The sequence below is a fragment of the Enterococcus haemoperoxidus ATCC BAA-382 genome, from assembly GCF_000407165.1.
Taxonomy (GTDB): Bacteria; Bacillota; Bacilli; order Lactobacillales; family Enterococcaceae; genus Enterococcus_L; species Enterococcus_L haemoperoxidus.
The window spans coordinates 1,071,282-1,093,012 of the sequence record NZ_KE136479.1 but is presented as its reverse complement, the minus strand read 5'-3'; the positions used below and the strand labels follow the sequence as shown (position 1 = coordinate 1,093,012).

General features: G+C 34.0%; 21 protein-coding genes and 1 other annotated feature. Of the genes, 4 read left to right on the top strand and 17 right to left on the bottom strand.

From position 1 onward, the window contains the following. Positions 1–90: 90 nt before the first annotated feature. The 7 genes from I583_RS05160 to I583_RS05130 form a co-directional block, all read right to left on the bottom strand. Positions 91–1,143, bottom strand: coding sequence for a WxLIP family cell surface protein (locus I583_RS05160; protein ID WP_016249896.1), 1,053 nt, complete (start codon positions 1,141–1,143; stop codon positions 91–93). A gap of 134 nt (positions 1,144–1,277) precedes the next feature. Then, entirely contained in the window at positions 1,278–2,000 is a 723-nt protein-coding gene (locus I583_RS05155; RefSeq protein WP_016249895.1) for a WxL domain-containing protein, read from the bottom strand. A gap of 90 nt (positions 2,001–2,090) precedes the next feature. Beyond that, positions 2,091–2,315: a hypothetical protein gene (locus tag I583_RS05150; RefSeq protein WP_010760295.1), complete on the bottom strand. Its 225-nt coding sequence runs from the start codon at positions 2,313–2,315 to the stop codon at positions 2,091–2,093. A 9-nt stretch (positions 2,316–2,324) separates the two neighbouring features. Continuing rightward, entirely contained in the window at positions 2,325–2,642 is a 318-nt protein-coding gene (locus tag I583_RS05145) for a hypothetical protein (RefSeq protein ID WP_010760294.1), read from the bottom strand. A 2-nt stretch (positions 2,643–2,644) separates the two neighbouring features. Next, a complete protein-coding gene (locus I583_RS05140) occupies positions 2,645–3,748 on the bottom strand; it encodes a WxLIP family cell surface protein (protein WP_010760293.1) in 1,104 nt (367 codons plus the stop codon). Between the two features lie 34 nt (positions 3,749–3,782). Next, positions 3,783–4,436 carry a hypothetical protein gene (locus tag I583_RS05135; protein ID WP_010760292.1) on the bottom strand — a complete coding sequence of 218 codons (654 nt, stop codon included), beginning with the start codon at positions 4,434–4,436 and terminating at the stop codon, positions 3,783–3,785. Positions 4,437–4,478: 42 nt separating this feature from the next. After that, positions 4,479–5,249 (bottom strand): helix-turn-helix domain-containing protein, encoded by a 771-nt coding sequence (locus I583_RS05130; protein WP_010760291.1) that lies wholly within the window; start codon positions 5,247–5,249, stop codon positions 4,479–4,481. A 1,237-nt stretch (positions 5,250–6,486) separates the two neighbouring features. Between I583_RS05130 and I583_RS05120 the strand changes: the two genes are divergently transcribed. Next, positions 6,487–7,983, top strand: coding sequence for a helix-turn-helix domain-containing protein (locus tag I583_RS05120; RefSeq protein WP_010760290.1), 1,497 nt, complete (start codon positions 6,487–6,489; stop codon positions 7,981–7,983). Between the two features lie 82 nt (positions 7,984–8,065). On the opposite strand, the gene I583_RS05115 is transcribed toward I583_RS05120, so the two are convergent. From I583_RS05115 to I583_RS05070, 10 genes are all read right to left on the bottom strand, one after another. Next, positions 8,066–8,701, bottom strand: a complete 636-nt coding sequence (locus I583_RS05115; RefSeq protein ID WP_010760289.1) for a V-type ATP synthase subunit D — start codon at positions 8,699–8,701, stop codon at positions 8,066–8,068. Positions 8,702–8,707: 6 nt separating this feature from the next. Then, a complete protein-coding gene (locus I583_RS05110) occupies positions 8,708–10,084 on the bottom strand; it encodes a V-type ATP synthase subunit B (protein ID WP_010760288.1) in 1,377 nt (458 codons plus the stop codon). Next, complete coding sequence (locus I583_RS05105; RefSeq protein ID WP_010760287.1) at positions 10,077–11,858, bottom strand: V-type ATP synthase subunit A; 1,782 nt, start codon at positions 11,856–11,858, stop codon at positions 10,077–10,079. The genes I583_RS05110 and I583_RS05105 overlap by 8 nt, the downstream gene beginning before the upstream one ends. 164 nt (positions 11,859–12,022) lie before the next feature. Continuing rightward, on the bottom strand, positions 12,023–12,334 hold the full coding sequence (locus I583_RS05100) for a V-type ATP synthase subunit F (RefSeq protein WP_010760286.1): 312 nt from the start codon (positions 12,332–12,334) through the stop codon (positions 12,023–12,025). Continuing rightward, complete coding sequence (locus I583_RS05095) at positions 12,324–13,325, bottom strand: V-type ATPase subunit (RefSeq protein WP_010760285.1); 1,002 nt, start codon at positions 13,323–13,325, stop codon at positions 12,324–12,326. The genes I583_RS05100 and I583_RS05095 overlap by 11 nt, the downstream gene beginning before the upstream one ends. Before the next feature lie 168 nt (positions 13,326–13,493). Further along, positions 13,494–14,075, bottom strand: a complete 582-nt coding sequence (locus tag I583_RS05090; protein ID WP_010760284.1) for a hypothetical protein — start codon at positions 14,073–14,075, stop codon at positions 13,494–13,496. A gap of 13 nt (positions 14,076–14,088) precedes the next feature. Then, positions 14,089–14,562, bottom strand: a complete 474-nt coding sequence (locus I583_RS05085; RefSeq protein ID WP_010760283.1) for a V-type ATP synthase subunit K — start codon at positions 14,560–14,562, stop codon at positions 14,089–14,091. 15 nt (positions 14,563–14,577) lie between these two features. Further along, positions 14,578–16,581 carry a V-type ATP synthase subunit I gene (locus I583_RS05080; RefSeq protein WP_010760282.1) on the bottom strand — a complete coding sequence of 668 codons (2,004 nt, stop codon included), beginning with the start codon at positions 16,579–16,581 and terminating at the stop codon, positions 14,578–14,580. Beyond that, a complete protein-coding gene (locus tag I583_RS05075; protein WP_010760281.1) occupies positions 16,568–16,894 on the bottom strand; it encodes a hypothetical protein in 327 nt (108 codons plus the stop codon). The genes I583_RS05080 and I583_RS05075 overlap by 14 nt, the downstream gene beginning before the upstream one ends. A 169-nt stretch (positions 16,895–17,063) precedes the next feature. Continuing rightward, positions 17,064–17,111 (bottom strand) — a sequence feature (sodium ion sensor (DUF1646 type); this cis-regulatory element may regulate processes involved in with the transportation of sodium ions). Between the two features lie 216 nt (positions 17,112–17,327). Beyond that, positions 17,328–17,645, bottom strand: coding sequence for a hypothetical protein (locus I583_RS05070; RefSeq protein ID WP_010760280.1), 318 nt, complete (start codon positions 17,643–17,645; stop codon positions 17,328–17,330). 222 nt (positions 17,646–17,867) lie between these two features. Here I583_RS05070 and I583_RS05065 point away from each other — a divergent pair, with 222 nt between their 5' ends. From I583_RS05065 to I583_RS05055, 3 genes are all read left to right on the top strand, one after another. Further along, positions 17,868–18,200: a hypothetical protein gene (locus tag I583_RS05065; protein WP_010760279.1), complete on the top strand. Its 333-nt coding sequence runs from the start codon at positions 17,868–17,870 to the stop codon at positions 18,198–18,200. Positions 18,201–18,670: 470 nt separating this feature from the next. After that, on the top strand, positions 18,671–19,585 hold the full coding sequence (locus tag I583_RS05060; RefSeq protein ID WP_010760278.1) for a helix-turn-helix domain-containing protein: 915 nt from the start codon (positions 18,671–18,673) through the stop codon (positions 19,583–19,585). Positions 19,586–19,997: 412 nt separating this feature from the next. After that, positions 19,998–21,674: a glycosyltransferase family protein gene (locus I583_RS05055; RefSeq protein WP_010760277.1), complete on the top strand. Its 1,677-nt coding sequence runs from the start codon at positions 19,998–20,000 to the stop codon at positions 21,672–21,674. Positions 21,675–21,731: the final 57 nt, after the last annotated feature.

The window sequence follows — 21,731 nt, the reverse complement described above, 5'->3', positions numbered from 1 at the left end:
TGATTAAAGACGATGCTCAAAAAGAGTCTTAGAATCGCTGTGCTATTTTTGACTTTAAGCAGCATTTCTTTTTCTAACTGCCGAACAAAGTTACTTACTCATTTTCACGTTTTTTCTGTTATGCTTCATTACTATTAAACTAAAAATAAGTACAAGTCCGCTCATACATAAAAACAAGATGAATACTAAAAGAATTAATTTATTATCCATTTTATTCTCTATCGTTTTCTTGTTAAACTCACTCGCTTCTAACACGTTGACTTTAAAATCTTCTGTCCAAGACCATTTATCCCCGTCTTTTGATATGACATTTATTCGAGCTGAATAATCTCCTGCGGTCATTCCTTTATCCGCTAAATCAACTGGTAGATCAATTATCGAATTTGGTGCCATTCTCATTGCCTTTTTTTGATACTCGAATAACATTTTTTGTTTATTTGCTTTTTTTACTTGAATGTCAACAGTCATACCTTCGACATACACTGGACGGATGTTTGAAATATTGACAAATAAATGGCTTTTACTTTCTTTGAATGCTATGTATGTTTTATTTAGTTTTAGCTCTGGTTTTATACTATCGGTATTTCCTACTCTTAATAACATCCCAACTAAATAAGCAAATTCATTTAGTACAACATCTTTTTTAGTTTTAGACGGTGTTTTGTTATCGACTACAGGGTGCAATTGAATCCCACCTGCTATCAAACCTACGGACGTCTCTTTAGGTAAAGAAATCATTAAGTCGACCTGCGTACTACCTTTAGAAGGGATCGCTACTTTTTTGGGTCCCTTGACGATGTTGATAAAATCATTTGTCAAAGATGAGTCTTCTTTTAAATCATTTGGTCCATATTCAACCTTACCGATGCTATTGGTTTTTGCAGTATTTAACCGAACTTCTACTGTTAACTCTTTCGGTAATGAATTGTATAATTTTAGGGATACTTTTTGTTCTTGTCCTGGCTTCATTTGGAGATCAAAATAACCTAGGTTCTTGTTTTTTTGGTTTTCTGGATATAAAACTTCATACGACAATCCACCAATCAAATTCTCCACATCTTGTTTAGCAAAACCTTTACTGGGATCAAAGAATAATGCAAGGTAAAACAGGACTAGTAATACGCAGGTAAAATGTTTTTTCATCTACAGATCCCTCTCTCTTTGTAAAAATAAAAATTTTTTTTAAGTAGTATCTATTAATTCTGTGAACAATTTATAACAATAACTGTCAACCAATTTACTTACTTATTTCTCGTAACGCATAACTAATCTATTTCTTAGTATGTGTTGTCAAGACTCCAGTTCACGCTACCTTTAAACGCTTTCCCCGCAGCGCCTGTACCTGTAGTAACGGTTAATTTAGTATTAGTGAATTTTGTAGCAAAACCACCTTTAACAGCATTTGCTTGTGTTTTAGCAATGATGTTTGTTGCAGTTGTATTGCCAGCTTCCAATGTTACGTCTTTACCTACCACGATATTGTTAGGATCAGCAAGAGTACCTAAGTTTCCTTCAATCGGATTTGGTAAGAAGTCATTGGTATCCGGATCAATTTCACCAATATTGTAAGATTGTGGAGCGCCTAAAGTGAACGTTAACTTTGATGGCAATTCTGTAGGTGAGCTATCTGTGGAGATTAATTTAGACAATTTAGCTGTCACTTTCCAAGCAGAAGTCGTTACGGCTCTTGTGCTTCCTTCGCCTGTTTCTGTTCCTTGTCTGTCATCATTTACGACAACATATTGATCTCCAGCTACAGTATTGCTATATGTAGCAATATTCGCTGTTGCTGCTTGACGACCAAAATCAAATTTAGATGGTGTCCATACCAATGCTAAGTTATCTTTAAATGGTCCAGGTCCAGGTTTTACTGGTCCGTCAGTATCAAAACGAATCCCCAAGTCTGATTGCTCATTTCCAATTTCTACCGCATCAGCAGATTTTGCAAAAATCAGCAATGCTGATGAAGCAAGTAATGTTGTAAATAGTATTTTTTTCATAATTTAATCACCCTTCTTATTTAGCGTAAATAAAATTGGCGACAGTTACTGTTGTAAATTGTTCACAGAATAATGCTTGTTCTTTCTGATCTAGCCAATCAATCTGATTTGGTCTTTTAGTAACACAAATAAATAAATAATCAGCGTTAAACTTGTGATCGACACTGCTAATAGAGTGAAATTGACTGCTAGATCAAGCTTCTTTTTCTTTAGTTTCCTTGCTAAAAATACATCTCTGGAAAGTGTTACCAGAAAAAAAATCAACGACACAGAGGCGATTCCTCCTAATATATAAATCCATAAATAATCTCTCATTTTACACTCCTATACATGTATGCTATATACCTTACGTAAACTGATTACACCTAGAAATACAATCAAACAAGCGACACCCAACAATAATAGAATAAAAGAAGTCATCATTTGTCCTAAATACGGGAGAGCCCCGTTCGTTTTTGGATAGCCTGGAGTTTTTGTTTCATAGATGGGTGGTTTCGGTTTATCCGTTTTGACAAACGGATCGAAGTAAATACCTATTTCTGTTTTTTCTTGCTCGGCAAACGCATATGATGCTTGACTGAACAAGAGTCCAAATACACAAATCACAATAAATAGCGGCCAAATAAAGTAAGTTTTTTTCATCCTTATTCACCATCTTTTCTATTGATTTTTTTTCGTTTTTTCTTTTGATTCCCTTGTTTTTTACGTTTCGCGATTCTGATTTTTTTCCATTGTTTCTCCCATTTTTTTCTTCTAAAAAGGGTTAATGACATAATCAAAACGGTGAGCACTAATAAGCAAATCGCGCTACCTTTGATCCATGTTGGCGTAATGATCTTAAACGCACTTTCTTCATTCATTTTTTTGGCTTGTTGGTTGGTGATCGTGAATTCTTTACTAAGTTGCCATTCTTGATAGTCATTTGATGCATCCAATTTCAAGGTATAAGTACCCGACGGCAGATTCGCAATCCCCCAATCCATTTCAAAATCAAATGAACTGTTTGGTGCCATACTATAGTTTTCTACAGATTTTCTTTTAACGACTTCATCCGTTCCTTTTTTAGTCATCGTACCGACGATACTTAGATTCTCTAAGACTTTAGGTTCAGGATTTTGTAAGTTCGCTAAAACCATTTTTTTCCCGCGTTTGATTGAGGCCTTTACTGAATTTAAATTCAGCGTTTGCGCATTATTGAATTCATCTCCTGATTGGGAAGTGATCAGCCCTACTCGATATGAAAATTCTGTTGAAACACCACTTTTTGCTTTTTCGCCTTGATCTAACGCAAAGACGATTGCACCCATTTTCACACCATCATACTTTTCTTTTGACGGTGTAAGTTGAAATTTCACCGTTTTCTCTTCATAATTACCAACTGTAATTTCTGGAGTTGGAATTTTGAGCATCGACGTTACTGGCTCTTTTAATGTCGAATCGTAATATGTTTTATCATCGCTATATTCGATCGTTCCGCCGTCACCTGTGATCGCATTAGTTCCAGATATCTTAATTCGCACATTCTCTTTTTTGGTACTTTTGATTCTTACCTCTAACGTTTGTGCTTCTCCAGGTGTGGTTTTCACATAAAAATAACTTTTATTTGGATCTATTTGCGTGTTCGACTGTACTAGGGTTACTGTATAGCCTAAATTATTATCATCCTCTGCAGCCATCACTTGATCTGCAAAAAAAAATGATAAAAAGACACAGATAAATGATAGATATATCGCATTAATCTTTCTCATGAAAAAGGGTTCTCCTAACTACTAATATTTGTTCTTATTTAATTGATTGCACAATAATTTCCACCTGCCATTTAGTTTTATCATGACAGGTTAGGTTATCAACTAAGATGTAACCATTCTTGGCAAAATGATTCTTCCAATGAGCTAAAAATTCATTAGCGTATCTTTCCGCTGCTTCTTTCGTTTGAAAAGGCCCTCCTACTTTGACTAGTTCATTTTCTTCATATCGTTCATCTTTTTCTTCATATAAATATTTTGTAATAACGTATATGATATAAACAATCGTCATAGACACAATAAATAGTAATAAGAACAGTGGCCAAACAATCGTCGTTAGCAGGGCGATAATGTTAAAACCGATAAGTACTAGGAACACGATCATTGAATACTGCATTTCTTTTCGTTTGGTTACTTCTCTCCTATTTTTGATATAAAACCTCAAGATAAGGAATAAATTTAAGGTCATCAGTAAAAAAGCAACAAATAAATACTTGAGTAAATCATCCAGGTAGTAATTCACCAGAAACAGTAACTGGATAATATACTTATCCTTCTTATCGACATAAAATATGGCCTCTTCGTAGAATCTTGAAAAGAGCAGCGTATTAGTGATCCATCCAATTAAAAGGACAATTTCACCAAGATAATAATATCGATATTTTTGATAATAATTCTTTTTATCTTTCACACATTTAGCCTTCCATTTCTTCAAATAATTGCGTAAGCTTTTTTATCTCCTATTTAAGGTTTGCTCATTATAGGTCTTCTTTACGTGTATCGTTGAAATCAAGGGTTCTTTATTTGCATACGTAAGAAGATAGCCCTTGGTTCGAATGATTTCAATTTCAAAATAGGATTGTTCTTTTAATTTGTTGCGAATATGAAAAATGAAATTTGCAACTCTGTATTTTTCTAGTGGTTCTCCTGTTGACGTACCATAGATTGCCTCATTGATTTGAGCATATGTCACCACACTTTCCAAATTTTCATATAGCAGCTCAATAATTTTGAATTCTTTTCGGGTTAGTGCTATTATTTTGTCATGAATCACTAAGCTTAGCATTGATTCATCTAAATAATGACGCGCTGATTTTTTTTTCGGCTTTCTGCCATTTAATAACTGATTTTTATAATTAAGCGCATTTTTTATTATGATTCCCAACGTCTCAAATCCTTGGTCTGGTCGAATAATTTCTATCACTGAATTTTTACTCAAATGGGGATAGAGTTTGATCAGTTCTGAATCATTTTCTCCGCTAAGAATCCAAATAAATAAAGAATGTTCTTCTTGTAAATCAAGTAACCACTGAAATGCCTTAACGTAATCAGACGACTTCTCCAAATTAATGATCAAACCATCTAAGGAAACTATTTGTTTTTTTTCTGTGATCTCAATCAACGAATAGCGTTGTTCATTGAGAGCTCTTTTTAGCAATATACCTATATTATCGTTTTGTTCAGAATCATCTCTAATATGTAATATGCCAATTGTATTTTCCATCTGGCTCCCACCTCTTTAAATTTTTTCTACTCTTTATTTTCTTACTTTGTTAAGAAATAAGAAATTGTACATTACCCCTCATTAGTCATGAATAAACCTACTGTGTTATTCTGAGGCAATTGATAATAGTGCCTACCCTTTAAAGTTATTTTTGTTGTCTCCAAAATACTCAACAATTTACCTGATTGTTTCTCTAGAATAGGCTGGCTTGCACCTTCTTTTGGCCGCCACAAGAAACAACTGTTAGATAGTAGAAATGACTCTTTATGTCGTGGTCGCAGTCCTTTTATACCATTCATTAGTTTGTCGCTGTCAACAAGCATTTTAGTCCGTTCATAAACCAACTACTATCATTTGAAATATTTCTTAATACACTTTTGTCTAATTGCTTGATACGTTAAGTCCAAGCTTTTTGGAAAAGTATATGACATATGTTAAGCATAAAATTTGCTACCATAATCAGAAATATCATATGTACTAGGATAGCGCGTGATACTGTTAGTTTATAAATCAAACTCTACCGAAAATGAATATTTTATTACACCTGTATTCAGCTAATAATCCTTGAGAAGAACCATTAGATCCATATATGCCTCAATTTTGTAAATCTGCCTTTTTTTCTCGTGAGCTTGTGTTTACTTTGGATCATTGTATATAGTAAAAATAAAAACACCTGACTTCACACTACCAAATGTGACAAACATTCATTCTTTCAAAAGATTTGGGAAAATCCACCTTATTATTATCAAGTGCCATATTGCTTTTCCTAACAATTGTGACTCCAATATATAGAAATCCATTATTTGAACTGGTATTAGATGTATAATTTTGGAATACAAATCCCGTCCCACCCACTGCGTTATACAAAAGTCCATTAACAGTAATCCATCTTATATGCTAGAGCCTAATACTTTTGTAGTATAATTTACCATCTCTTTTTTTGTGTCTGAAATCTCTTCAGCCTTCTTATTACTAGCAGTCGGCTGAGTAATTTGTGCTTCCACATTAGACCCATCTATCTGTTGACTTGCTTACTCAATTACATCTGTCAGTATCTGGATGAGAAAAAAACAAAAATAAAAGAATTGATAATCAATATAAAAACGTTTAATTTTTTAAAAAATAAATGTTTTAGTAACGATAATATTATGATATATTTATTTTTCATCACTAAGGGACATTTTTTTGTTTAATTTTTTTTAAAAAAATGTCTTTTCCATAGAAAGGAACTTTTACAATGCCCCAGTCTTTTGACACCTTATTGAATTTACTGTACGAACCAGAAACAAAAAAAAAGCTTTCAATAATGAAAGCTTTAGAGTATAAAAATGACTGGATGGACTTAGAAGAACTACATCTATCATTAGGGTATACAACAACTACTTTAAAAAAATATTTAACGCAATTCGAAAAAGAACAAAAAAAAAATAATGGTTTTTCATTTAAATTTGATAAAAAAAGAGGATATTCATTGGAAATAGAAAATAAATTTGAATTTGGACAATATTACCGTGATATTCTTTTCGACATGTGGCCAGTTCAATTTTTGGCTCAATTGATTTTACACAATAAGGTAAACAAGGCTATCTTTCCTATCGAATTTTTTATTAGTGAATCAGCATTAAAAAATAAAATCAAAGATTTTAGAAAAATCTTAAATTTTTTTTCAATCACACTGAAAATACGAAACGGCATTTATTACTTAGAAGGAAATGAAGCCAATATTCGACGAGTGTCAGAAGATTTTTTCTGGCAATTTTTTAAAGGTAGTTCCTGGCCCTTTGAAGCAGTTGAGGAACAATCTATTAAAGCAAAAGCAACTCAATTACTACAAAAGTCAACGCGCCCCTTTTCCTTGATTGATCAGCGAAAAATGCATTACGCCTTGGCAGTCCAAGAGATACGAGTCAAATGTGGTCAACCCTTCAAAACCAACTCATCTATCGTGAGCTATTTCCCATCTTTAACTCCCTTCATAGCAAATATGCAACAAAATAAAACCTTGTTTCCAACAGAAGCAGAGTTCTATTATTTTTATTTTCGACTAGCAACAAGCTCAAAATACTATTCGTACTTTGACACAGATTTTAATGCTATTATGTTGAGGTCTGACAAATTGGATGCCTATGCAAAGTTAAATATTCGTATTTTGACCTTCGTTACAGAAACGATTGGTCCATTGTCGCAAGAAAATACCTACAATATGTTGAATTATTTATTTTGTACTCATATGCACCTGATTTTATTTAATAACAGCTATACTATAAATAGAAAAAAAATATCTTTCTTTAACCAAAAGAATATAGAACCTATTATTAACAAAATCATAACTTTAATTAAAAAGGAGATACCATTGAATGAAGAAATCAAAAACTTCTTAATTTACCGGTACAACATTATTTTATCGACGGTTTATCCTCCTTCTGCTTTTTCAAGGAAAATCGTCATTAGTTTTTGCACAGATATTGATCCTTCTATCGAAGCGAAACTATTACGTATTTTAACTGATTACTTCTGCGATATTGTGAACATCGTCTTCTATTCTGGAGTAAACAACATAACAGAACCCATCGATTTATTGATACACACTGCCTTAAATCCAGAAATTTGGTCTGACAAAAGCATAAAAGCCACACGCTACGTTGATACACGCTTTCTTTACAATAATAATTTATCTCCTCTAATTGACATAATTTATCGGTTTCTAACTGACGAAATTTTCGATCTTCCTTGAAAAACTATCTCCAATTCTAGTATTTTGGGAATCGCATATAAAAGAGAGTGGCCCTTTGATGCCCCACTCTCTTTTATACTTATTAGGCATTACTGCCCATATTTTTAATTTTGATCAAACGAGTAATTTCACTGCGTTCATTTTCTTCCAACTTCATCTGAATATAATAAATCGTCTCTTCTAATTGAGGAATCGTCATATATTCTAACGCATTGACACGACGACGTGTCTTTTCGATTTCTTCTGACATCAACTGACACGTTTTTTCCACTTCCGCTAATTCCAATAGTTTTGGCAAAATACTCGAAATTTTGCCAAAAACACCATCCAACTCAGCATTTGAATTTAGATAACCATAATTTAGCGGTGCTTCAGTTACAGTTTCATCATAGTGAAAATTCATGATTGGGACCGTCACGCTCATAATATTTTTTTCAATAACATCCAGTGTGACGTTATCTGCTGGAACAGCCACCAATTCTTCGATAAACGCTTCATTCAGTGTCGCATTAGCTAATACAAAATGAGATAATGCCGCTGTCAATTCTTGCTCTACATCGATCCGAAGCTGATTATTTTTTTTGACAAGTAAAATAAAACGACGCATCAATTCATCTTGTTTATCTTTTAGTAATTTATGTCCGCGACTTGCGGTTCCAAGTTGTTTTTTTAAACGAGAGAGTTCCATTCGAGTAGGATTCACATTTAACCGTGCCATAATCGATCACTCTCCTTCAGTCAAGTATTCATCCAACATGTCATCTTTGATTCGTTTTAATTCGGTTCTTGGAAGCATAGACAATAGTTCCCAGCCTAAATCAAGTGTTTCGTTAATAGAACGATTCGTGTAAAATCCTTGATTGACGTACTCTTTTTCAAAACGATCTGCAAATTTCGCATAGATTTTATCCACATCTGATAATGCTGATTCTCCAAGAACTACCGCTAATTCTTTTGCTTGTTTTCCTTGGGCATATGCTGCAAACAATTGATTCATCGTTGGCGCATGATCGATCCGAGTTTTACCATCACCCGTTCCTTTATCCTTCAAACGGGAAAGTGATGGTAATACATCAATTGGCGGCTGAATACCACTCTTGTATAGTTCTCTAGATAAAATAATTTGCCCTTCCGTAATATAACCAGTCAAATCAGGAATAGGATGCGTTTTATCATCTTCTGGCATCGTTAGAATAGGAATCTGGGTTACAGAACCTTTTAGACCACGAATACGACCAGCTCGTTCATAAAGCGTAGCTAAATTAGTGTAAAGGTAACCTGGATACCCACGACGGCCTGGTACTTCACGTCGTGCTGCTGAAATCTCGCGTAAAGCCTCACAATAATTAGTCATATCCGTCATGATCACAAGGACATGCATACCTTTTTCGTACGCTAAATATTCAGCCGCTGTAAGTGCCATTCTTGGTGTAGCGATCCGCTCGATTGCTGGATCATTGGCTAGATTCATAAACATTACGGATCGATCAATGGCTCCAGTTTGACGAAAATCTTCCATGAAAAATTCGGCTTCTTCAAAAGTTATCCCAATTGCCGCAAAAACAACGGCAAACTCTTCATCACTATTTAAGACATTTGCTTGTCGAGCAATTTGAGCAGCCAATTCTTTATGAGGCAAGCCAGAACCTGAAAATACTGGTAATTTTTGTCCACGAACTAATGTATTTAAATGATCGATGGCAGAAATCCCTGTTTGGATAAACTCATCTGGATAATCTCTAGCAACTGGGTTGATGACTTCCCCGTTGATATCAACCATTTTTTCTGGTAAAATTTCAGGTCCATTATCTTTGGGACGGCCTAAACCATCAAAAATTCGACCAACCATATCTTCTGATACACCTAACTCCAAAGGATGGCCTAAAAAACGAACCTTTGAATCTCGAAGATTAATCCCGCTGGTTCCTTCAAAAATCTGAACCATTGCTTTATCTCCATTGATCTCAAGAACTTGTCCTCGACGAATTTCCCCGTTTTGCATACGAACTTCGATCAACTCCTCATATTTGACCCCTTCAACTTTTTCAACGATCATCAACGGACCGACAACTTCATTGATCGTACGGTACTCTTTAATCATTTGTCATCCCTCCGTCTGCGATAATTTGTTTTAATGTTTGCTTCATCTCGTCAACTAAGTTATCTAATTGGCCGATTTGTTCTTCCGGTACATATTTACTTCTGGCAATTTGGTCTCTTAGCTCAACCGTTCCAGCCATAATTTCAGTTAAATATGCCCCTAAATCCAACGCAGCCTGTCCTTCTTTATAGAAAGTTAAAATCAAGTCCAGCATTTTGTATTGTTTTTCTCTTGAGGTAAAAGTATCAACATCATCAAAAGCATTTTGTTGTAAGTAATCTTCACGAATCGATTTCGCTACTTCTAATGTCAAACGGTCTTTATCAGACAGTGAATCAATCCCGACTAACCGAACGATTTCTTCTAATTGCGATTCTTCTTGTAAAATGCGCATACCATCCATAACCATTTTAGACCAATCAACTTGAAGTTGCTGATCTAAGTATTTACCAACCTCTGAATCATATAAAGAGTAACTTTGGAGCCAATTGATCGATGGAAAATGGCGTTTTTGCGCCAAGGTTGCATCTAATCCCCAGAATACTTTTACGACACGTAGGGTATTTTGAGTAACCGGCTCAGAAATATCTCCACCAGATGGCGAAACAGCGCTGATTGCTGTGATACTTCCTTCACGATGATCTTTCCCTAAAGCCACAACTTGTCCAGCTCGTTCATAATATTCTGCTAAACGACTACCTAAATAAGCAGGATATCCTTCATCACCTGGCATTTCTTCCAAACGTCCGCTCATTTCACGTAATGCTTCTGCCCAACGAGACGTTGAATCTGCCATGATTGCTACAGAATAGCCCATATCACGGAAGTATTCTGCAATTGTGATTCCTGTATAGATTGAGGCTTCACGAGCAGCTACGGGCATATTAGAGGTATTTGCGATCAATACAGTTCGTTGCATCACTGATTCCCCCGTACTTGGATCGATCAGCTCTGGAAATTCATTCAATACGTCAGTCATTTCGTTTCCGCGTTCACCACACCCTACATAAACAACTAAATCAACATCTGCCCATTTAGCAATTTGATGCTGCACTACTGTTTTCCCCGCACCAAAAGGGCCTGGAACAGCAGCAGCTCCACCTTTTGTCACTGGAAAGAATGTATCTATCACACGCTGACCTGTTAGAAGTGGTACATCTGGATTTAATTTTTCTAGAATTGGACGACTACGACGGACTGGCCATTTTTGCATCATTGTAAATTCTTTTTCACCAGTAGCTGTTTCGATGGTATAGATCGTTTCTTCGATCGTAAATTCGCCTTGTTTGATTTCTCTAACAACACCACTGATACCAAAAGGAACCATGATTTTATGAGGAATCACTTTTGTCTCTTGGACTAATCCAATGATATCTCCTGTAGAAACTTCATCTCCAATAGAAACAGTTGGCTCAAATAACCACTTTTTTGTTCTATCCAGTGCAGGAATCTGCACCCCTCTGCTTAAAAAGTTACTTTCTGTAACCTCAGCAAATGTATCTAACGGACGCTGAATCCCATCAAACATCTCTGAGATCAAGCCTGGTGCCAGCTCAACTGACAAAGCTTCTCCTGTCGTTACAACAGGTTCACCTGGTCCAATTCCTGTTGTTTCTTCATATACTTGAATAGATGCGACATCTCCTCGCATCTCAATAATTTCTCCTATAACTCCTAATTCCCCTACATGACAAATATCCTGAATACTTGCATCAGACATATTTTCAGCCATAACCAAAGGACCAGATACTTTAATAATTCTACCGGTTTGCAAAATCATTCCTCCTATTCAGTAAAGCTGAGCAGGCTCATTTAGCTCCGATTGAAAAATAGAAAATCTGACTGAGGCGTTTTTTCCTTATTCAGATTTTATCTTTTTTCCGAAGAGCTAGCCTGCGTAGCTAAATCAATATAAAGCTGAGCGTACTCTCCAACCTTCTACAATATATTCTGTCCAACGGCTCTTTCAACATTATCTTGAATTTCTTTCAAACCAATTCCCTTGGTTCCCTTATGACTTGGGATTAAGATTATGGCTGGTGTAACTTCACCTTTATAGCGGTTGATCGTTTCAACAGCTAATTCAGAAGCATCTTCTGTAATAAAAATAACACCAAAATTATTGTTTGCCATTGATTCAATTGTGTCTCGCACTTGTTTTGACGAGATTGCATAAACAACCTCAAAACCAAAAAGTTTGAACGGCATAACAGAATCTCTATCACCAATTACACCAATTTTATAAGCCATCAGTCATACGCATCCTTTCTCTAACCACTTCCATTGGAAAGTTACTCCGCTTACTGACTAGAATCAAGCGTAAATTCTTCCACTCCACTTCCTTGGCATTTAAAAATGCAAGTAAAGGTAATGGTCCAAAAGCCTTAATTTTAGCCTTGTCGTACATACTAGTTAGATAATCATCTTTAACTTTTTCAAAAGCGACTAAATCTAATGATTTGGTGTCAGCAGAGATGATTGGTGTTACAAGTCCGCTGTAGGCCGTACTAAGAATAAAATCAGTAAACACAGCTAATGATTGTTGAGTGTATTCTAAAAATTTTTCTTTTGGAATACTTCCTGAACTAGATAATACCGTCGATAAAAAATTTTCATGTTGTCCTTGAAGGATTCCTCTAGCCATTGTAGAAATATTCGTTAAATCAATGAATGCAATAACCTCAGCCACAATATCCTTATCATCTAGCTTTTCAGCTAATTGTCGTTGAAACGTTAAAAAATTCCGATCATAAATAATATCGATTGCCTGAAGTGTAGAAGATTCTTGAAAATAATCCAACACTTCAAGAACCGCATTCATCAACTGGTCTGGTAATTCATTGGAAACACGCGTACGAATTGCACTTTTCAGCGTTTCCAATGAATAGCGACCATCATCAATAAACAGATAGTCCAAATCTTGACCTGTTAACTCAGCTTTCGTCAGGACTTTTAAATTATGAAATGTTGCTCTAGAAGTATAGATCGTTATGACTTCAGGTTCCGGCGCCATTTTATAGAGCCACTCATAGAGTTTGCCTTTTTCTCTTGAATAGATATATTCAAAATTTTCTGCAAAATCATCCGTCATATACGTTCCATACACAGTATTTTTTAAACTATCTTTTAGTTCATCTATGTTTTTTGCAGTCAGTAATTGTTCATATTGGGCACTGCTTAACAATTCTGTTTCTTTAAGACGAATCAAAGGATTAATTTGATTATATGCAGTCTCTTTCATTACGACCCTCCTAATCTAAAAGCATAGTGAGCTCGCTTGATCTCGATTAAAAAATAGTGGAAATTAACTGTGATGCTTTTTGTCACATTCAATTTTTGTCTTTTTTAAAAGAGGCTAGCCCTTGAAACTAGATAAGACACAGCAAAACAGACTCTTTAAACACTACTTTTATTGAAACAGTAATTCTGCTATTTTAAAACTTTCCATTTTTTTTATTTCTTGTACGAGACTAGAAAACAAAAAGTTATATTCGATTCCTTCTTTAGATATGATAAATCCGCCATCATTTGACATTACTTCTTTATCCAGTAGTAATGTCAATTTGCTATTAGTATGTTCTACTAACCACTGCTCTGACAGCTTACCCTCCGAAAACTCTCCTAATTTCAAGTAAGCTTCACCTTCAACCGGTAACTGGATAATGATTTGCTCTGCAAATGATTGAAACTCTTTTTCCGACCAATGGTTCATCCGCTCAATCGATTCTAAAAAAAGCTGTTCAAGATACCCCTGCTTTTGATTCAACGTTGCTTGTTTGATGTCTAGTTGTTGACGATTTTGTTTTTGTTTAAACGCTTTATTTATTAGTTCTTGATTTTTTTCGATTAGTTTACTTTCTTGCAAAAAAAGCGCTTCTTCTTGTTCTTGATATTCTTGATTGATACGTTTAATTTCGACTTTTTTTTGTTCTGAAACTTCAGCTTGCCCTTTTTCTAGAATTTGTTCGACGATTTTTTCGATTGCATCCATGTTTTTCCTCCTATTACTTCACATTTAGTACAAGTAAGAATGAGATAACAAACCCAAGAATCGCGTATGTTTCAACCATGGCAGCATAAATGATCCCTTTAGTTGCGTGTTCTGGTTTCTTAGCTAAAATTTGAATCCCAGCAGCTGCAACACGTCCTTGGGCAATCCCAGAGAATAAACCCGCAAAAGCAATCGGTAAGGATGCAACAAAATAATCCAAACCTTGAACCATCGTCATATCATTGTTTAAATTGATAAAAATCAAAAAGGCAATAACAAATCCGTATAACCCTTGTGTTCCTGGTAATAGTTGTAAAATCAATGCTTGTCCGAATTTTTCAGGTTGTTCTGTGGTTAGTGCTGCTGCTGCTTCCCCTGTAAATCCAACACCTTTAGCCGAGCCAATCCCTGCTAAAATCGTTGCCATTGCCATTCCTAAAACTGCAAAAAGAATTCCGCCATTATTGTTAATTAAGTAATCTATCATATTAGTAATCCTCCATTATTCTTTTACTTTTGATTTTCTTTCAATGTTTATATACTTTTCTTCTGTCTTTAACGGGTTAAACGGACGACCGCCACCGGTATAAAATTTTCCAAAAAACTCTACATATTGCAAACGCGCACCGTGAACATACGCACTCAATAAACTTAAAAAGAGGTTCAACGTATGTAATGCGATAATCAGCAAAATTCCTACCGTAAATCGGGCTGCTGGTGGCATAAACGCTACTAGCATATTAAATGCTGCAGCAATACTTCCCCCAGAAATCCCCAAAGCCATCAATCGTGTATAACTGACCAAATCACCAATGTAACCGGTCAAACCATATAATCCATAAAGACCTTTAGCCAACCCTTTGACTTTTGATTTTGATTGAATGATTGGTACAATCACAATCGATAAAGCTGAAATGACTGCCACGACGATTCCTGTTGTAACTAAACCATCATTACTAAAGAGCAACATCCCTAAAACAATGATCAAAATACCTACCAGCAACCCTTGCCAAGCAAAACTCTCACTAATACTTTCTAAATAACGTTTCCTTTTCGTCAATTCAATCCCATTGACCATCAATCCTGTCAACAATTGAATAAACCCGAAGATAACCGATATAATCAAAATTGTATTCACATCTTCAGTCGTTGATAAAATAGGAAACGGTAACTGGATCCCCAGCAACACTTTTGGCAAAGCAGCTCCAAAGAATGACCCATAAATAAAACCCCAAATGATCGTTGGAAACGATAATATTAGGAAGAAATCTGCAAAACGTTTCATTCCGCGTGGTAAAACCAACAACTTCAATGCCAGTAATGCCCCCAACAACATCAACAATCCATAGCCTATATCTGCCACCATCATGCCGAAAAATACCATGTAAAAAGGTGTCATGATCGGCGTTGGATCAATCTCGTCATATTTTGGTAAGCTATACATTTCAGTCAACATCTCAAATGGCGCTACCAAAGAATTATTTTTTAACTTCACTGGAATATCCGCTTGAATTTCATCCTCAGTTGGCTGATCAAAAGCAACATATACCTCGTCTTTAGGAAGTGCCTCCTGTAAAACACCGGATAACTCCTGCTTTTCATCGCTAGGAAGCCATCCTTGCAGGATAAAAAAGTAAGAAGTATTCAGCAAATGTTTCTTCGCATTCTCTCGGTGAATATAGGCATACGTCATCTCTTCTGCTAAATAAAGTTCTTCTAAATGGCTGCGATAAGAAGATAAATCAGTTTTTAATTGCTTCTCTTCTTCAACAAGTGAAGCGAGTTCTTCTTTATTTTTTTGATAGGCCTCTTTCGGTAAAATATCATACGGATAGTCAAATTGATTAAAACTATATCTAGCAGTGATTTCCCCTAAAACATCCGAGTAACTCTTTAGATAGATCAAACTATAGTACACATGATTTTGACTATGATAAATTTCTTCTACATAAACAGATGAAACTTTTTTTAAGTCTGCTAAAAAATCTACCTGATTAACTGAGCTGATTGTTCCTAACAATATATTGGAACTTTCCAGCGAATTATTTTTTGGAATAGTATCTAAATACTGCCAACGAGCCAACCATTTTTCTTTTGACAATAAATCTTTTCTCGTAGTCTCAATCAATGTAAATCTATTTTTAAGAGCAGCTATTTCTTTTAGGTAAACACTGATTTGTTGCTCATCAAAATTTTTCTCCAAAGAACTTAATGAAAGAACTTGTCTTTTTAACGGTTTCTTTTTTGATGAGCTTTCTGAAAAATGCTCAATAAAAGTGAGCGCATCCTGTATGTCTGTTAACATCGTCTTGAAACGTTTCTTTTGGATTTCGTCATCTTGTACTAATGTGTCCGCAAAGTATTTCTCAATATAAGAGCTATCTACATTCGAATGAAAAAAACTTTTGATTTCGATTGCCTGCAAGCCTTGAATTGCTTGAAGAATTGCTTCTTCTCTTTCCGCTGCAGCTATGATCGTCATTTTTTCCATTTTATTGACTGCCATAGATTTTTTTCACCCTTTCTATTACATGATCAAGTATAGAGTCTTTATTCTTTTCATATTTTTCTCTGAAATTTTGATTTTGTTCTTGCGCTTCATTCAATAAAATAACTTTTTCTCTTTGAAGCTGTTCATTTTTTTGTTCCTCTAACTCATGAAGTAACCTTTTTATTTTCTCTTGGCTTTCTTCTTGTTTTCGCTTAAGATCCTCTACTTTTTCTTGTTCATATCCATTAATTTCTTCTTTGACTGCTTGTCTCATTTTTTTAACCTGATCTTCCGCTTCACGGATTCTATCCAAAGCTTCCAAAACCATTTTTTTCACCCCTATCATCTGATGACTTCGTCTTCATTTCTATTATCGAACCTATCCCTTTTTATTACAATCAAAAAGAGAATAACTTATGCTTCTAACTTAATAGAAGCACAACTTATTCCCTTATTTTTTGTTTGAAAAATAAAAAAGGGCGTAAGTTCAAAAAACATTCTTCTCACCCCTTGAAGAACCTGATCCTTGAAGCTTGCGCCCAACCATTTTTATTAATATGCACTCATCTTAGCAAAAAAAAACTAAAATTACAACTGCTTTACGAGTAATCTTTATCTAACGTTCAAAAAGAATCCCATCTTCAAGCGAAGACGGGAAAGGAGTTTTACTCATGAGAGTAAATGAAAAAAAGTTTATTGTTAGGATAGGTTTATCTTACTATCCTATTTTTACTTTTACAAATGATAGGCCTCGTAACGTTCTAAAAAAAGAAAGCTTCTAAGTCATATGGAGAACGACTAATTCGTTCAATAATCGTCTCTTTCCATACATCTGTAAACCAGTCATATTGGATTTGATTGATGATACTTTTTTTCAACTCATCGATCAATCCCTCAGCATCAATATCCCCTTCATAAAATGACCCTAACATAGCAAGCATTTTTGTATTATTATGTTGCTGAAAGCGATAGATACGTCCTTTTTCTATGTAGTAGAACCAGTGATTGATAATGACAGCAAAACGATCTTCTTTATTATCAAGCAACGTGACAAACATTGTAGGTGAAATTTGCTTCATACAATTTACTCCTTTGATTTCTTCAATAATTTTATCATATCAAACTACCGCTTGAAAAATCAAGTCACGCTTATAAATCATCTAACCTATATAAATGTATATAGCTTCAATCAGAATCGTCACAAAAAAGCGAATTTTTCTTTAAACTTTGTGTTTGAAATTCAATACCATTTGATATAATAGAGATGTATAGCTACTATTTCATCAATCGGAGGAATACTAATGGAGCAAACAGTAACTAAAGTGACAACATCTTTTCATAATACTTGGCTAGTCGACTTGAAAAAAGATCATTTTTCTGAAGAAAACGAGATTTTATTTGGAGATACATTAAGACTTTCTATCGCTAAAAATGATTCTTATTTCTTTTCAGAAGCTATCGCATTAACATATAACAAAGAGGTCTTGTCTAAAGAAACACCCACTGCAAGCGAAATTGCATTTTTCAACTATATGAAGACAGCGCAAGAAAAAGCTTTTTCAAAGTCATTAGCAACTAAGTATAATCTAGAGCAATATCTAGTTTCTACACCAAGTGATGAAGTTATAAAATAAGATGGCTAAAAAAAATAACAGCCTCTGATTTACTTCATTCAACAGGAAAAGTAAATCAGAAGCTATTATTTTGCACTTTCTTTTGGTACGCACTTTTTACTTATACATTTTAGTAATTTTTAGTTAAGTTAAATTGTTTGTTTACAACATTCGTTTTGATAACTTAAATACGAGATAGCTAAATAATATATCTAACCTCCACCGGTAATAACAAATACAGAAATAACACCAGAAACTAGAGCAATTAATGATATCATTAGCACACCTCCATTCAGTTTTTTGACATCAACGTTTGCAAACAAATAATTTTCCTTAAGTAAAGAATAACAAACAGACGAAAAAAAATAAAGTATCAAAATCGAAAAGTGCGAAATTAGCATAAAAATCTGACGAATTATTCTTTTTTTTATTAAAAATAAGAATTTTATAAGTAATACATGCTATAATCGCATAAGAAGGGAGAGAAACTCTTGAATATTATAGAAACTTTACGTTTTTTCAGACTTAAATTGAAGCTTACTCAAAGAGAAATGATGTCAGAATACACTGATCCTTCTACGTATTCAAAAATTGAAAGTGGCAAACGTTCTTTAAAAGTAAATGAACTTGAGGAGATATTAGGGCAGACATCTATTAACGCCGAGGAATTCTTTAGCTTTACTACTTTCGATAAAGAGCAACAAGATTTCAGAGAATTTTTTTATTATTGCGGTGCTCATTTAGAAAATAAAACCACTAAGCAAAAGTTGCTCACCTATTTCTTTTCTTTGAATAATAAAAAAGTAAAAACTTTAAGAGAATTATCAAATTATATAGCTATTAAGAATTATTTCCATGCTCATTGGGATGAAATAGACCCAATCACATCGAAAGAAGTCAATGATATTTTTGAAGACTTATTAAAAAAACCTTTTTATCTTCAATATGACTATGTAATTACAGCCAATCTTAGTCGATTTTTCAATGCAAAACAAGCAGACCTATTGGTTACACGGATGTTTCCAATAAAATATGAAGAACAACGTGACTTTACCACTAAAAAATTTGCTTATAACATTCTTATCAATCTAATTTCACTAAAATTATATGCCAAAGATTATGATGGTGCAGAAAAATATATTAAATTAGCTAAGAAGCAAGATAGACAAAGTGAAAATTATAGCTTTAAATTGAATTTACAATACTTATCGAATCTTCTAAATTACATTCGCGAAGGTGAACCTGTTTATATGGAACGTGTTTACGATTTCATTCATCTATTGGAAAATACCGGTGATACTTTACAAGCCGCTCAAGTAAAAAAAGAAGTAAAAATTCTTACTCATGAAAAGAACGGAGAAAAATTATTAAATAGCTATTCTGTTGGTCTTCTTAAAGAAACATAAGAGTTTTGTATATTAAGAATACTCTTAAAATCAGAATATCCCACCTCTTTCAAGGTGGGATAAGGAGTATTACTCGGATTGAGTAAAATGAAAATACTGTTAGGGTATATTTATAATACTACACTATGTTATAAATTTCAACCCTTTGGTTAATAAATATTTTTTATTTGTTCATCTGTAAGTTAAAAGACTCAACTGCCTTTGATTTCTAACATCGCGATCTATCTCACTTGTTGATTTATTCAAGTGTATTTTTTGGCATCTGCTGGGATATTCTCTTTACTCAAGATCTTTTACATACCAATAAAATTAATTTTTCGTTTAGGCTTTCACTGTCCATATTAATATTTTATATAATAAGCTGATTTTCTGTTAAAATAAATATAAAACATTATAAAGTAGGCGAAATGACTTGAATTTAAAATATAAAAAAGTAAAAATCACTCTTTTATTGGTTTTACTATGTATCAGCATTATTTCCATCTTTCCCTATTTTTTTAATAACTATATTTTCAGTCAAGATGATCTCCTATTTCACAGAACAAGATTAGAAAGTTACACTCAAGCAGTAAAACATTTAGATTTTTTCCCACGTGTTTTTTCTACTATGGGATTAAATTTTGGCTATGGTGCAGATTTATTTTATCCCTCTATTTTATTACTGCCTTTTGCATTTTTTAGGATTATTGGGATTGCTTTTGTTCCTTCCTACTACTTGTATCAATTATTGATTAGCTTTGTTACTGCAACCTGTGCTTATTATTTCCTATATTCAATCAAAAAATCGCGAAAACTGGCGCTTTTATTTTCTTGTTTTTATACTCTTTCTACCTATCGTTTAATTGACCAATCTGTTCGAGCAGCACTTGGTGAAACTTTAGCATTTGCTTTTTTACCTTTGTTTATTCTTGGTGTTTATTCGATTTTTTATGGGAATAAACATCGCTGGCAATTACTTGGAATTGGAATGAGTTTATTGATTGCCAGCCACTTGATCACAGCCTTCTATTCATCTATCCTGCTTATTATCTTCATCTTGATTAATTGGAAAAAATGTAGACAAGCTCAAATAAATAGCCTGTTTAAGGCAGGTCTATTGTCACTAGGCTTATCTGCTTGGTTTTTATTTCCTTATTTGGAACAGATACATCATTTAACGTTTAACTTTAATAATACGACACTATGGGCTAGTGGATTAAATTTTAGCTTGGGGGATTTATTTACAAACAGCCTTGCTAATGTGAGTGCACCATTTACTGAGTTAAAACCAAATATTGGTCTTTTTCTCTTAGTAACTGTCATAATTGCTGTTTTCAGTTACCGAAAGTCAACCACTCCAGTTAAACATATTACTGTCGCTACACTTTTCTTTATTTTACTTGCAACAAATATTTTTCCTTGGGGATTTTTCAAAGTTTCGGTGTTAGCAACAATTCAATTTCCTTGGAGATTATTGTTATTCGCTTCTTTTTTTGCTAGTTTACTTGCAGTTTGTTTGGTTGAACAATTTTGTTTACTTTCAAAGAAAAATGTACTGTTATTCATTACGTTATCTAGCTTTTTAACGCTTGGTTTTAATATCAATAATTTAACCCAGAGCGCCGTTCAAAACAATGTAACTGTAACGAATGAAAACTTTACTGATTTTTATGAATCGGAAATTGGACACGGCAAAGAATATTTAGTAAAAAATACAGATTTTAAAAAATATTTTGCTTCTCCTGGTTTGTTCATTGATGGTATTCCTTATGCTGATCTCTCTCGTAACACTGTAAACAAATATAATGATAGTGCTTTTACTGTGAGAACTAACGGAACCCAAGAAGTTCAGCTACCTAAGTTTTATTACGTGGGTTATGAGGTTACAGTGGATCAACGAGTGGTTCCTAATTACAATAAAGATGGCTTAGTGACGGTTAAATTAGAGCCTGGTGCACATGAACTTAGTATTACCTATAAAAAAACTATTATCCAGAAAGTCTCAGCTATTTTTTCTGTTTTATTAGCGGTGTTAATCCTTTTATTTAATGTAATAAAAAACAAGCAAACCAATAAATCATGCTCAATTCTTCTTTTTAAAGCTAGATAGTGTTAATTTACTCTATTCATGCTACTAGCTATTTTTATTTCGACAAAAATTAAATAA